This window comes from Bacillus sp. TH50 (assembly GCF_016650565.1).
Taxonomy (GTDB): Bacteria; Bacillota; Bacilli; order Bacillales; family Bacillaceae_G; genus Bacillus_A; species Bacillus_A mycoides.
Genome location: NZ_JAEKFM010000007.1, coordinates 1,030,361 through 1,044,557, shown reverse-complemented (window position 1 = coordinate 1,044,557; position 14,197 = coordinate 1,030,361). Strand labels below are relative to the sequence as shown.

The following is a 14,197-nucleotide window of genomic DNA, read 5'->3' as shown; positions in this document are numbered from 1 at the left end:
GGTAATTATACTTATTTCATAAAACCAGCTACAAACATTCTCCAAAAATTGTTTGATTTCCCTTCATACCCAATTTGAAAAATAGGAACCTTTATAATTGAAAACCATTTCGGTGTTTGTTTTTCTTTGTAACGCTGATACTGTACGATAAGCTTGTCCAATTCTTGACTAACTTGAATTGTCTCCATACTATTTAACCCACTTGTTAATCCTAAATGAATCATTTCTTCACGTTTCATATGAATATCATGCGAAAGCTTTTCTAATGTGTACTTCCTTTTTACAGTAAACATCCATATCCCCCTTATTTTTCTTCCATACTCTCAACGCCTCTTCTACTTTAGCCCTTTAAACACTTAATTCTATTTAAAATTGAAGAATCAGAAAATTTAACATTTTTCCCCTGTAAATTACAAATCTTTACCCTCACTTTGAGAATTATTACAAATTATTCTATCTTTGTAAATACATTCGCAATAATAGACATTTTTTTCATCTTCTTTTTTGTAAATACTCAGTAAACAGTGGATTCTCTATTTTCAATGTACTTTTCTTCGACATTTTTTGTTTAATTTATGTAAAAACGCAAAACATAATGATGATTGATAAAGTGAACTTTAATTAGTGGGGGTTTTGCCCATCCCCCACTAATTATTAGCCTTCACCAATCGGGCGTTTACGGGCAGTGGATTTTCCACCTAACTTCTTTACTCCAGCCAAATTTTGAGGTGGGAGTCTTACTGCCCGCAAATAGCGGGATAAAATAGAAAGGAAATATTTATATGCGCAAATATACTATTACAGTTCTCATCTTCACCCTGTTCATACCAGTCTTCCTCTTTCCTATTCAAGCTAACGCTCATACGAATAAAGTTGCTATTGTCATCGATGATTTCGGCAATAATATGAAAGGCACAGATAAGATGTTATCACTTCCTATTCCACTCACTGTTGCTGTTATGCCATTTCTTCCTTCTACTAAACAAGATGCAATAGCTGCCCATAAAAAAGGGCATGAAGTTATTATACATATGCCAATGGAACCAATTAGAGGAAAAAAAGAGTGGCTTGGACCAAAAGCGATTACAACAGATTTAAGCGATGAAGAAATAAACAACCGACTCGAACAAGCAATTCAAGAAATACCTCATGCAATAGGAATGAACAATCATATGGGATCAAAAGTAACCGCTGATGAAAGGATTGTACGTCTTATACTTTCTGCCTGTAAAAAGCACGGTTTATTTTATTTAGATAGTAAAACAAACCCTAATAGTGTTGTCCCAAAAATCGGTAAAGAATTAGGCGTTCCTATTATTGAAAACCAATTATTTTTTGATGATGTATATACGGTAAGTCACATTTCAAAACAAGCACAATTACTCATAAAAAAAATCCAAGACAAACCCATTATGGTAGCTATCGGACACGTTGGGGCTCCAGGTGAAATTACATCACGTATTATCGAAACTTCTATTCCTAAAATTCGTGAGCATGCAGACTTTATTTTTTTATCTGATTTAGCATTATCTCCACCTTCTGTTTCAAAATAAAATTCATTTCTCGCACTAAAAAAGATACCTATCTACACATAGCAGATAGGTACCTTTCCTTTTCAACTTAAATATAATCTACATGACTCACCCTAAATCCCTTTTTCTCTATCTTGTCAATTAATTGCTTTAATTTTTTTTCATTTAACTCATCCGATATATTTACGATAACACGGCGAATATATTGATCACCGTTATCAAGCGTAAACAGTCCACCGATATTATATGCTTTTAATAATGTCCCAAGCTCTTTAATTGTTCCCTTACAATCTTGTGTTGCAATTGTTAATATATAACCACCCGTCCGCATACCGAACGAATCCTCAATGACATCAAATACATTAGAATGTGTTAAAATGCCGACAAATTCATTATACTCATTTAAAACCGCTAAAAACGGGAGACGACGAATAACGTAAAAAGCTCTAAAAAAAGAATCCTTTTCAAAAATAAACGAATTTGGACTTTCCAGTACATCTTCTGTACTTACATCCTCTAATCTGCTATTACACTTCTTTTCTAAAAGATCTACTTTATAAATAATCCCCGTGAATTCCTTCTCATTTTCTGCTAATACAGGAATTGCGCGAAATCCCGTTTCATTCATAATTTGTAACGCCTTTTCACCAGAATCATTCGTTTTGCAAAATGTCACCTGCTGTTTTGGCAGAAAATGATATTTAACTCGCAAAATATGTTCCTCCTTACATGTCAACATGTAATCTATATATAATAAGGAGACCTATATTTTATGAGTAAAATTTCTTTTTAAAACGCTTTCATTTTTAAGGGATGATAATCTTTGTGAATACATCTTTATATAACAGAACTTTTTGCCCCTTTTATCATTAAAAGCTTTACGTGATAGTTCATTAAATACTCTATACCTTCCAACCATTTTTTCGCTTCTTCTGGAGTTTTCCCCCACACGATCATTCCGTAATTATGAACAAGGACTACTCCTCCACCTTCAATAAAATTCGGAACATTATTTTCTAATAAATTAGCGAATTTCTTTTCATCTTCTACAATTGGAATTGTCATTTCTGTAATACCGTCTTTTCCAAAAACACGTTCCACACTACGTTTTTCGAATGTTACTTCTCCTTCTTTCCCATATAGCTCTGACATTAAATGACTATCTACAGTCTGTACTTGTAAAATGCATTCTGCACTACTTTTTTTATAAATATCCGCATGCATAAATGACTCTATAGCTGGTTTTTCTTCGTTTTCAAATACTGGCTCACACATGCAATTTACGACAATAAAATCTTCTTCAGAAAATACCCCTTTATCTCTTCCCTCTACATTCACTAAAAATGTTAATGGCTCTTTTGACGTACACATAGATAAACTAATTTTCGTACCATAAAACCAATCGCGAAGTGCCAATTCTGCTTTCACATCTTTTAATTCGTTCCATTTTTTCAGAAAAAATAACATTTCGTCACCCCCGGCGTAATATTAATATAATATTCAAATCCTTTCTATATAAAAGGAGTATTTTTTGATTATTCTAAAAATTTAATTGAATTATCACACGAGAATGCCTTTTTGTCAATATGGTTTCAGCACCTATCGGAAAAATAGGCCTATCACATGTAAACACTCCTGTCTATTTAGCATTTGATTTTGTACATATAAAAAATACGTTATTCTTCTTATTAAAGAATAACGTATTTTTCTCATTTATTATTTTTTTATTGCCCTATACAGAAATTGCGCATATTGCTCACGTGTTACGAAATCATCCCCTAAAAAGTTCCCATTCCCGTCACCTTTTGATATATTATTATCCACTAATGCTTTCACATATCCTTCTGCCCAATGACCTGTTGGTACGTCTGTAAAGTTCTCCAAATTATTTTCAGTTTCATTTAACTGAAATACTTTTTGTAATACTACTGACATCTCGTACCTAGTTAATACTCCTTCTGGACGAAACTTACCTGTACCATCTCCTTGCATAATTCCAGCTTGTGCAACTGTAGCAATATCTTGCTCAAACATATGCCCTTTCGTATCAGTAAACATCTCTTTCTGCTCTACTTTATTTTCTAATTTCAAGTACCTTTGTACTAAAGACGCAACTTGTCCACGAGTAATACTATCCCCAAATCCAAATTGTCCATTTCCATATCCCTTGAAAATATTTTCTTTCGCTAAATAATGAATTGCTTCTTCTGACCAATGTCCTTTTGGTACATCTTTAAATTCTACTACCTCTACTTTCTCATCTTCTTTAGAAGTATTGTCTTCTTTAGAATTGTTGTCCCCTTTACTTTCTACTACATTTTGAATTACAGATCCTGTAAAGAAGATTCCTGTATCCGCAAATGGATCTTTCACTCCAAATTCATATACTTTCTCACCTGGTGTACTCCATTTCACTACACCATTACTATACGTACCACCATCACTCTTCAGACGGATTTTTGTAGATACCTCGCCGTCTTTTTCGTATATAGGTACTTTTACTTCTTTATTTACTTCTGTATCCTCTAAAAAGACTTTTTGGTTTTGGACATTAATATAAGCTTTCTTACTTAGTTCTATTACTGGTGTAACATCGCGGATTTCATTTGCAACAAAACTTAAATATACTAACTTATTCAACTTACTAACTGGCGATAAGTCTGAAATATAATTTGCTTCTAAATCAAGTTTTTGTAAGTTTACTAGATTTGATAATGGAGTAATATCCTTTAACTCATTATTAGGTAAATCTAATTCTGTAAGCTGAGTCATTTTAGCAAGTGGTGTCACATCTTCAATTTGATTTTTCCCGATAAATAATTTATTTAATTGATTCATTTGATCAATACCCGATAAATCTTTAACCTTATTACGCGTTAATACTAAGTCCTTTAAAGGTAATGAGTATAACGGTTTAATATCTTCAATTTGATTACCTGCTAAAGTTAAGTATGTTACATTTTTCAATGCGCTTAATGGAGCAACATCCGTAATTTTATTATTTGCTAAATTCAAGTAATCTAGTTGTTCCATTTTCGCTAATGCTGTTACATCTTCTATTTGGTTGCCTGATAGATATAAACTTTTTACATTTTTCATTTCAATTAGTGGTGCAACGTTTGTAATTTTATTATTACTCAAATCAAGAGATTCTAAATTTTCCATCTTAACAAGTGTTGTTACATCTGAAAATTCATTACCACGCAAAGCTAAATGATTTAATTGCTTTAAATTCGCAAAGAACGACGGATCTGTTATCTTCGCATTCGCAACTGTTAAAGATTTTAAATTTGGCATATATTTTAATGCACTATAATCCAGAATCTCATTCGTGTTTAAAAACAAGTCCTTTACTTGTAATAACTCTTCTTTCGTAATTGGTGTATTTAAATCTTTTCTATTAAATACTTTTTTATTAACAAGTTCTCTTAATTTGTTATCTGTTATCATATTTTGATTATCAACTGGATTATCTGTTTCCGTATTGCCTGAATTAGAGTTATCATCTGGTTTCTCTGTTTCTTTTTCACCTACAGTTGGATCTTTAATTTCAAATTGAACTTGATATTTGTGATCATATCCAATAGCCGGAATAAGTATATGCATTTGCATATTGTGCTTCTGCTCAAATTCGCCAATTTTAAATTGGACTACTTTCGTTCCATTTTTTCTTTTATCTTCTGACAGAACTTTCACATCATGAAATACACCAGGTTGATTTCTATCTTCTATTCTAAGATATTGAAAATAATCGCTATCTTGTATTGTTACAGTAACGATTTTTTTCCCATCTTCAATTGCTACTTTAGGATTTTTTATGTACTGAGAAACCATAGATGGCTCATCTTTTTGATCCTTATATATTTTAATCTCAGTATCATACGTGCGATCACTGGCTGCTGCTACCGACTGGTTTGCTTCAATTTTTATTGCTGCTAACGCTGGAGTAGAATACGCAGCAAATGGAATAGCTAATGTTGTTGCTACTACTAGAGCTTTAATATAACTTTTTTTCAAAATAATATCCCCTTATCTTATATATATTTCAATTGATAATTACTATCAATTGCTAACATAATAAATGATAATGAATCTCATTATCATTGTCAACAAGAATATTACATTAAGTTTATATTTCCATAGATAAAAAATAAAAAGCCCTTTACTCAAAGGGCTTTTTTGCCTATCGTATGAAGGATTTCACTTTTTTCTTTTTCATTAATAACACCAATTTTTTGCAAAATGTTTGCATACAATACAAGTTTATTATATATCCGTTCCGACATACTTTCCCTTCTTTCCTTCGACCAACTTTTTTTGTATTGGTAAATTATATGAACGAGATGAGAAAATGTGTCCACTTTTTGCATAAATACAAAGCTTTTATTTTTTTACTTGCTGATAGTAAAACTCCCACCTAAAAATTAGGTGGGAGTTTTAACGTATTCAATTCATTTAGCAAACTGTCCATTGAATATTATGCTTTTTGACTTCTTCTTCAAAACTATAGGGCATTTTCTTATCACAAATAATATGTTGAATACGAGAAAATCCTGCTATTCGGTAGTTCCCTTTGACGCCTACCTTTGTATGATCGCATAAAATATACGTTTTCTCAGCTAATTTCATCATCGCTTCTGACAGTTTCGCCTTTTCTAATTCAAAGCTAGAAACCCCAAAACCTTGCAACAACCCATCAATCGAAACGAATGCTTTATGAAAATGAAATTGATGAATTACTTGCTGTGAAATAGACCCCGACACACGTGAATGTTTTGGAGATACTTTCCCGCCTATAAATAAAACTTCACCGTGAAACATCTTTTTATTAATAGAAGAAATTAATTGTGTTGCTACTGGAAATGAACTTGTTACAATCGTTAAATTTTTACGATGAACAAGATATGGCACCATTTGAAGTGGTGTACTTCCATCATCAATCGCAATAACATCTCCATCTTCCACAAACGTTGCTGCTTTATACCCAATTCTTTTCTTCTCTTCTATATGCAGCATCTCTCGTTCTAACATCGGTGCCTCTATCCCAGCTCCCGGAAGTTGAACGGCTCCACCGTAAACTTTCTTCAATTTTTTTTCACGATCTAATTCTTCTAAATACCGACGAATCGTCTCTGTTGATACTGCGAACTCTCTCGCTAATTCTGAAACTTTTACTTTTCCTTTAAACTCTACCTTCTCAAGAATTGTCCTCTTTCTCTCTTCACCTACTACAGACATAGCCTCACCCCATTTATATCTACCTCATAAACTGTCTTACTTATACAAAGTTATAATTTTCTTTGTAAGTAGAAATCTCTTCATGAATATAAATACCGCGCTTTTCTAGTTCGTCAAAAATAATTTGTGGATTTTCGAAAGCTTCTTCAGGAGTAATAACACCGGCCTTATTAACTACTCCTTTTGCAATTAACTCTGTAGCGATTCCAAATGGGATACCAACATTTCTTGTATAGGCCCTTAATTTCTCCCAACCTACTACAGAACCGTCAGATAGCGGATGTGTATGGTATAACACATGCCTTTGTTTTTGATTATTTTTCATACCTACTACTTCTACATGAAGTGCATAACCATAAAGCTCTGTTGCTTGTCCTTCTTTCGATTTTAATAGATACTTCGAAATACAATCCATAATACCAATTTCTTTACCGTTTATTTCAATTTGATCATTACGCAATATACCATAATCATATAAAGCACGAACGAGCTGCATATTTTGCTCTGGCCAAGTTCCTCTTGTTTCAATAAGCTGTACACCTTTATCTTCCAGTGCCTTTGCTAACGTAATCGTTTCTGAATGCGGGATTATATACTGCATTGTTTTTCCGTAAGGCGCTGGTAATTCAATTTCTCTCGGGCGCGCAAACGGAGGTACTTGCTTAAATTCACTTTCCTCATACACTGTACGCGTTGGCAAATGTGGATCATATTCATATGTCGTTGTCTCTGTAATTGATGCAGAAAAAGCAATTGGACGATACGAGCCATGACTTACTCGAACTGACTCTACAGTATCTAGCTGATTTGCTGCATGCATGGCCATCATTTGCGTTACACCTGGTGTCATACCAAACCCAGGTAAACATGTTGTTCCATGTTGAACAAATTTAGAGTGGGATTCATTTTCTTCACCGAATCCATTTAAGTTCACACCGTGACAGCCGGCATCTGCGATACAGCGAGTAGACAATCCATTTAACTTTATCGTCGTACCATCCATTACAATGTCATAGCCTTTCATTTTTGCGACCGTATCCTCATGATTCGTCACATCGACTTTCACAAAATCAACACGAGGATCATTTAACCACTCTACTACTTTACGGCCCTCTTCTTCGTTAAAATCGGCTACCGTAATCGTCTCAAAAGATGAAAATTGAACTAAATCTAAAATTGCTTCACGACAAATTTTACCTGCTCCACCTAAACAAAATACTTTCATCCTATAACAACTCCTTTAGCAATACTATCAACTAAACGTTTTATATCTTCTTCATGTACATCACCGATATTTCCAATGCGGAACGTATCTACTTTCGAAATTTTGCCTGGATAAATAACAAATCCATATCGCCTCAATTCGTTATACAGCTGCAAAAATTCAAATCCTGCTTCTGGATAAATGAAAGATGTAATAATAGGAGATTGATATTTTTCATCTACTAATGGCTTAAAGCCTATTTCTTTCATTTTGTTCACTAATAATTTTTGATTATTATAATATCTATTATAACGGGCTCTTACCCCGCCTTCTTCTTCTAATTCAAGCAATGCTTGATAGAAGGCGCGTACAATATGGGTTGGTGAAGTAAAGCGCCATTTCCCATTTTGCTCTTCCATCGTTTCCCACTGATCATACAAATCTAATGATAAAGAACGAGCTTGCCCTTTACATTTCAATAGTTCATCACGATTTGCGATGACAAAACCGAATCCGGGAACACCTTGAATACATTTATTCACACTACTAATTAGAAAGTCAATTTGCAACTCAGCGATATCTATTTCAATACCACCGAAACTACTCATTGCGTCAACCAGTGTAACTTTTCCATATTGTTTTCCCAATTTACATACGTCTACAATTGGATTAATAATACCTGTAGTTGTTTCACAATGAACAACTACAATATGCGTAATCTCTTTATCTTGTTGCAATAACTTTTCTACTTCTGCAATATTAGTAGGCTCCCACTCTTCTGTTTGACTGACCATCACATCTATATGTAACATCTCTGCCATTTGTACAATCCGCTTACCGTACGCACCATTTGTACAAACTAGCAGCTTTCCGTTTCTAGGAATAACAGAACCAATTACTGCTTCAACCGCAAACGTACCGCTTCCTTGCATTAAAACTGTTGTGTACTTTTCTTCTTCCTTTGTCGCTAACGATACAAGCCTATTTCTTACATCTTGCACCATCGTGTTATATTCAACATCCCACGTACACCAATCGTATAACATAACTTCTTTTACAGTTTTTGTTGTCGTTAATGGTCCTGGTGTTAATAATAAATAGTGATTTTCATTCATGATCGTGTGCCCCCCTTTATGAAATAATAAGTTCTTATTTCTCGATATGTTCAATTACGTTTTCGAGCTCCTGCATCGTTTCAATTGTAAAATGAGCCCCATTTTCAATGAAACGATTACGAACTACTTCTATTTTTTCACGAAGCTCTAACGGATCCATATTCTCAACTTCCTCTTCCGTTAAACCGAGCTCACTACTACCGAGGATTACACCAACTGTCCACATTCCAGCATTTCTGCCCTCTTTCATATCTGACACGGTGTCTCCAACTTTTATCATATGATTCATTGGGTATACACAGAGTTCCATCGCATTTTTATAACACATCCACGGATATGGACGACCTGCTGGAACATCATTTGGCGTCACAAGAAAATCAGGTTTATACCCTTGTATTTCTGCTTCTTTTGCAACAATGTCCATCATTTCTCTCGTATAACCAGTTGTTGATCCAATTTTAATACCTCTTTCACGTAGTGAAGAAACCACTTCTTTTACCCCATCAATTGGCGTGGCATAGTACGGTAAAATAGCAAAGAGAATTTCTTCAAATTCTTCATACATCTCATGAATGTCTGCTTCTGTTGGTAATTGTCCGAAGACATGCTTCCACTCATTCGCAATACGAGGCATTTCTGTTAGTGCCCTTACATGATCTATTTTTAATAATCCCATTGGCTTACGTGCTTCTTCTACTGTAATTTCAACACCACGTTTATGAAAAATCTTCATGAATACTTCTAATGGTGCAAAACATCCGTAATCAACTGTCGTACCTGCCCAATCAAAAATAACTGCTTCAATTTTCATTCTATCCATCACCCTTCTTACTTATCTTTTTTGCCATTGTGAAGTTCGGTTACGAAGTGCTTTCGTTCCCCATTCGTATAAAACTCTCACTACAATATTGGTAACAACAATAAGTACACTCATCGCAGCTGCTGGTGCTACATTTCCTGCATCATCCATATTTACAATTGATACAGCAGCTAGTTTAAAATCAGCCGCATATAAGAACACTACTGCCGATACAGTCACCATTGAATTTACGAAATAGTACATAACAATTTCTAAAATAGCTGGTAAACACATCGGTACTGTTACTCGAAAGAAAGTTTTATAAAACGGTACGCTCATCGACTGTGAAACAAGTTCAAACTCTCGGTCCAGTTTCTTTAAAGCAGTCGTTGCGGTAACAAACGTTACAGAGTAAAAATGAATGATATTTACTAATACTAAAACAGCAATTGTGCCATATAAGGAATGAAACGGATTTGTTACTGAAAGTCCTAGAATTTGAATTGTTGGTTGACTGAAGAAAAAGACATATCCTAATCCAAGTACTAATCCAGGAATCGCTAACGGTACAATAGAGAAAAAGTAGCCTACTTTTCTGAAAAACCGTAGCTGTTCTATTTTTTCAATCGCATAAGCGAACACAAATGTTAAAATCGCCCCGATAACTGCCGTAATAGCTGAGACAATTACACTATTTTTAAATGCTTCAATTCCGTCTCCTGTCAAACTTGAAAAATTAAAATGCTCAAGTGTAAAACTCATATTATATGGCCATACTTTCACACTTGCAGCAATACCAACTGCCACAAATAAAAGAATGATCATAAACGTGACTACGCTACAATATACGAATGAAATAACATCTCTTTTCTTATTATTTATTATTCTGTAAGGTACTGCTTTTGAAGATAAGAGATTCGCCTGTTTTCTTTGCGTAATACGATCAACTGCAAATGCGAAAATAGCTGGGATCAATAAAATCATTCCGACAGTTGCGCCCATGGACATATTTTGCTGTCCAATTACTTGCTTATATATGTCAGTAGCAAGTACGTTATATTGTCCTCCAACAATTTTAGGTGCCCCAAAATCAGTGAAACTAAGTGTAAATACAACGAACATCGCACTAATTAATCCGTATTTCACACTAGGTAAAGTAACCGTAAGAAACTGTTTCACTTTACTTGCACCCAACATATTAGAAGCTTCATATAAACGATAATCAGAACCTTGGAGAGCAATTAATAAAATAAGGAATGCTTGCGGAAATGTATACATAACTTCAGCCATTACAATTCCTACTGGTCCGTATAACGGTATTTGTATTCCTTCAAATAAACCAAACATCCCTTTTGTTATTAACCCTTGATTACCAAATAAATATGTAAGCGCAATACCGTGCATCATCGTTGGTGCAAATAATGGTAATAATGCTATGTATTGAAATACGCGCTTTCCAAAAACATTTGTACGAGCGATCGCATATGCGTAAGCGAAAGCGAGTGTAACCGAAATAATTGTTGTAGCGCTCGAAATCCATATCGTATTTTGTAGTGATTGAACTAGCGTTGGTGTTGTGAAATATTTACTGAAATTCGCAACACCAACAAAAGCTCCATCTTTATCATAAAAGGCTTGTGTAAACAGTTGTAATAAAGGCAATACAAGCATGATAAAAAATGAAAGAAGCATACCAATAATTAATAGTCTTTGTATCCACTCTTCTTTACCGATACGTCTCTTAATCTTTTTTTTTGTACTTTCTGCCTTAAAGTTTTCTAACATCTCCATCTATACAATGACCTTCTTTCCATATGACAACATATGATTTTCTGAGAAAGAGATTTGAATTGGCTTTCCTTTTCTAATAGCAGTTTCCTCTACTTCTGATGCCAATATATCCACTACAATTTTCTCATTATAAAGGTGTGTTTTCTCTTCTATGACCCGCACTTCCGTCCGGTATACAGAACCGCGAAATTCCATGCTTTCTACAACTGTTTTAATACCATTATTTTGTACAACTGTTACATGTTCAGGACGAATCGCATGTTCTTCGTTATTTTTCGAAAAGAAATTAATAGAACCAATAAAATCTGCCACAAACGGATTGGCTGGTCTTTGATAAATCTCCTCTGGTGTTCCAATCTGCATAATTTCCGCATGATTCATTACAACAATTTTATCAGCCATCGTTAATGCCTCTTCTTGATCATGCGTTACCATAATAGTTGTTACTCCCACTTTTTCTTGTAAATCACGCATTTCTCTGCGCAACTTTTCACGCACTTTTGCATCTAAAGCAGATAACGGCTCATCAAGTAACAAAATATCGGGAGACAGAGCGAGCGCACGTGCAAGTGCTACTCGCTGCTGTTGTCCACCAGAAATTTGAGCAGGATATTTATCTTTTACATTCAGCAAATCAACAAGTTCTAACGCCGATAGCGCTTTTTCTTTTACTTCTGCTTTTCCATATTTTTTTGTTTTTAAGCCGTATTCAATGTTTTCAAGTGCAGTTAAATTCGGAAATAATGCATACGATTGAAAAACCATTCCGAAGTTCCTCTTTCCAGGTGGTAATGCTGTAATATCTTTTCCATTCACAGCAATACTACCTGTTGTTGCCTCTTCTAGCCCCGCTAAAATCCGGAGCAATGTCGTTTTCCCACAACCACTTGGACCCAATAAACAAACAAACTCATTTTTTTTCACAGTAAAAGAAATATCCTTTAACGCTGTAAATGCATCAAACTGTTTTTGAATGTGTTGAATTGATAAATATTCGCTCATTTTTCTCTCTCCCACTCACTTACTTTTTCGGTTCTGCTTTTTGGCCAAACTCTTTTTCCCATTTTTCTAAAATTTTGTCACGATTTTCTGCTGCCCATTTAAAGTCATTCTTTTTATATAACTTTTCTGTCACATCTTTAGGGAATCCATCTGGAAGTTTATAATCATTTTTAATTGTCGCAAATCCATTTTTCTCGAAGTATAACTTCATTACATCATCTGTAATTGCCCAATCTAAAAATGCTTGCGCTAATTTATCATTTTTAGCATTATCTTTCTTAATAAGTGCGTTCGCTTCTACTTCCCAGCCTAATCCTTCTTTCGGCAGTGCAACTTCAACTGGTGCACCTTTTTGTTTCTCTTTCAAAGCACTATAAACCATTGATACACCAACTGGATATTCACCTGCGCCTGCTAATTTCGCTGGTTTTGAACCTGAATGAGTATAAGTTGCCATATTATCATGAAGTTTCTTCATGTAATCCCAGCCCTTATCTTCTCCCATAATTTGTAGCCATGCAGAAACTGTTAAAAATCCTGTTCCAGAAGAAGCCGGATGCGGCATAACTAGCGTTCCTTTATATTCTGGTTTCGTTAAATCTTCATATGATTCTGGCATCGGTAAATTTTTCTTCTTCAATTCTTCTTTATTTACAGCAATCCCCGTCATAAATGCAGTATTTCCTACCCATTTTTCTGGTTTCTTATCGTCTTTAAATTGCGGAAGGACACGATCTGCTCCTTTTGGAGAGTATCCTTTTAACATATCTTTTTTATCTAAAGCTAATAGACTAGACGCTGCAGTTCCCCATACAACATCTGCTTGTGTATTTTTTCCTTCAGCTAGCAATTTCGCTGTAATAACTCCTGTTGAATCACGAACAATGTTCAACTTCACGTCTGGGTACTTCTGTTTAAAAGAATCAAGATAAATCGGTACAAGCTCTTCTTCAATCGCTGTGTAAACAGTTAATGATCCAGATAATTTATCATCTTTTACTTTTGCTCCAGCACTTTCTTCTTTCTTTGCACCACACCCCATTAATAACGAAAATACCATTCCAGTTGCTACAGCTTTAAAGATTGTTTTTTTCACTGTCTCTCTCTCCTTTTACAAATCTTATGTACAACTCTAATATAAACAACTAGTGTAAAAGCAGTATTAAACCAACATTAATCTTTTGTTTGTTGTTTGTTTTTGTGTAATACGTTGCTACTTCTATGTTTTTTCGCATTTTTCTGCTAATATCAAACGTGAAATTTACAAATACTTTAAAAAACCTTTATAATCCCACAAAAAAATGAAGCGTTTGTAAAAAACGCCTCATTTTTGTTTACCTTTTTTTGAATTACGATTTGCATACTTCGCACTATTTTCTCCTTCATACTCTAATGCAAATTCTGCATCTGGTAAGCTTTCTTTCGGAGTTTTATTATTATTAATTGCTGCATTTTGTTTTACTTTTCTTTTTACCAACATATTCACCTGCTCTCACGAAATAACTTTCTATTCTAG

At 34.3% G+C, this 14,197-nt stretch carries 13 protein-coding genes; 1 reads left to right on the top strand and 12 read right to left on the bottom strand.

Annotated features, from left to right (window positions below):
• Positions 1-11: 11 nt before the first annotated feature.
• Entirely contained in the window at positions 12-293 is a 282-nt protein-coding gene (locus tag JFU23_RS22420) for an aspartyl-phosphate phosphatase Spo0E family protein (RefSeq protein WP_002011543.1), read from the bottom strand.
• Positions 294-782: 489 nt separating this feature from the next.
• Between JFU23_RS22420 and JFU23_RS22415 the strand changes: the two genes are divergently transcribed.
• A complete protein-coding gene (locus JFU23_RS22415; protein ID WP_201032737.1) occupies positions 783-1,553 on the top strand; it encodes a divergent polysaccharide deacetylase family protein in 771 nt (256 codons plus the stop codon).
• 67 nt (positions 1,554-1,620) lie between these two features.
• On the opposite strand, the gene cbpA is transcribed toward JFU23_RS22415, so the two are convergent.
• The 11 genes from cbpA to JFU23_RS22360 all read right to left on the bottom strand — a co-directional run bounded on the left by cbpA (position 1,621) and on the right by JFU23_RS22360 (position 14,158).
• Positions 1,621-2,244 (bottom strand): cyclic di-AMP binding protein CbpA, encoded by a 624-nt coding sequence (cbpA, locus tag JFU23_RS22410; protein WP_201032736.1) that lies wholly within the window; start codon positions 2,242-2,244, stop codon positions 1,621-1,623.
• A gap of 125 nt (positions 2,245-2,369) precedes the next feature.
• Positions 2,370-2,999 (bottom strand): class II aldolase/adducin family protein, encoded by a 630-nt coding sequence (locus JFU23_RS22405; protein WP_002011549.1) that lies wholly within the window; start codon positions 2,997-2,999, stop codon positions 2,370-2,372.
• A gap of 249 nt (positions 3,000-3,248) precedes the next feature.
• On the bottom strand, positions 3,249-5,549 hold the full coding sequence (locus tag JFU23_RS22400) for an NEAT domain-containing leucine-rich repeat protein (RefSeq protein WP_201032735.1): 2,301 nt from the start codon (positions 5,547-5,549) through the stop codon (positions 3,249-3,251).
• Positions 5,550-5,987: 438 nt separating this feature from the next.
• Complete coding sequence (locus JFU23_RS22395) at positions 5,988-6,770, bottom strand: DeoR/GlpR family DNA-binding transcription regulator (protein WP_002030497.1); 783 nt, start codon at positions 6,768-6,770, stop codon at positions 5,988-5,990.
• 40 nt (positions 6,771-6,810) lie between these two features.
• Positions 6,811-7,995, bottom strand: a complete 1,185-nt coding sequence (locus JFU23_RS22390) for a saccharopine dehydrogenase family protein (RefSeq protein WP_201032734.1) — start codon at positions 7,993-7,995, stop codon at positions 6,811-6,813.
• Positions 7,992-9,089: a 2-aminoethylphosphonate--pyruvate transaminase gene (gene phnW, locus JFU23_RS22385; protein ID WP_201032733.1), complete on the bottom strand. Its 1,098-nt coding sequence runs from the start codon at positions 9,087-9,089 to the stop codon at positions 7,992-7,994. Before phnW ends, JFU23_RS22390 begins: the two co-directional genes overlap by 4 nt.
• A gap of 34 nt (positions 9,090-9,123) precedes the next feature.
• On the bottom strand, positions 9,124-9,900 hold the full coding sequence (phnX, locus tag JFU23_RS22380; protein WP_201032732.1) for a phosphonoacetaldehyde hydrolase: 777 nt from the start codon (positions 9,898-9,900) through the stop codon (positions 9,124-9,126).
• Between the two features lie 21 nt (positions 9,901-9,921).
• On the bottom strand, positions 9,922-11,679 hold the full coding sequence (locus JFU23_RS22375; RefSeq protein ID WP_201032731.1) for a putative 2-aminoethylphosphonate ABC transporter permease subunit: 1,758 nt from the start codon (positions 11,677-11,679) through the stop codon (positions 9,922-9,924).
• Positions 11,680-12,681: a putative 2-aminoethylphosphonate ABC transporter ATP-binding protein gene (locus JFU23_RS22370; RefSeq protein ID WP_016119857.1), complete on the bottom strand. Its 1,002-nt coding sequence runs from the start codon at positions 12,679-12,681 to the stop codon at positions 11,680-11,682.
• Between the two features lie 19 nt (positions 12,682-12,700).
• Positions 12,701-13,777, bottom strand: a complete 1,077-nt coding sequence (locus tag JFU23_RS22365) for a putative 2-aminoethylphosphonate ABC transporter substrate-binding protein (protein WP_201032730.1) — start codon at positions 13,775-13,777, stop codon at positions 12,701-12,703.
• 228 nt (positions 13,778-14,005) lie between these two features.
• Positions 14,006-14,158, bottom strand: coding sequence for a hypothetical protein (locus tag JFU23_RS22360; protein WP_000240799.1), 153 nt, complete (start codon positions 14,156-14,158; stop codon positions 14,006-14,008).
• Positions 14,159-14,197 lie beyond the last annotated feature (39 nt).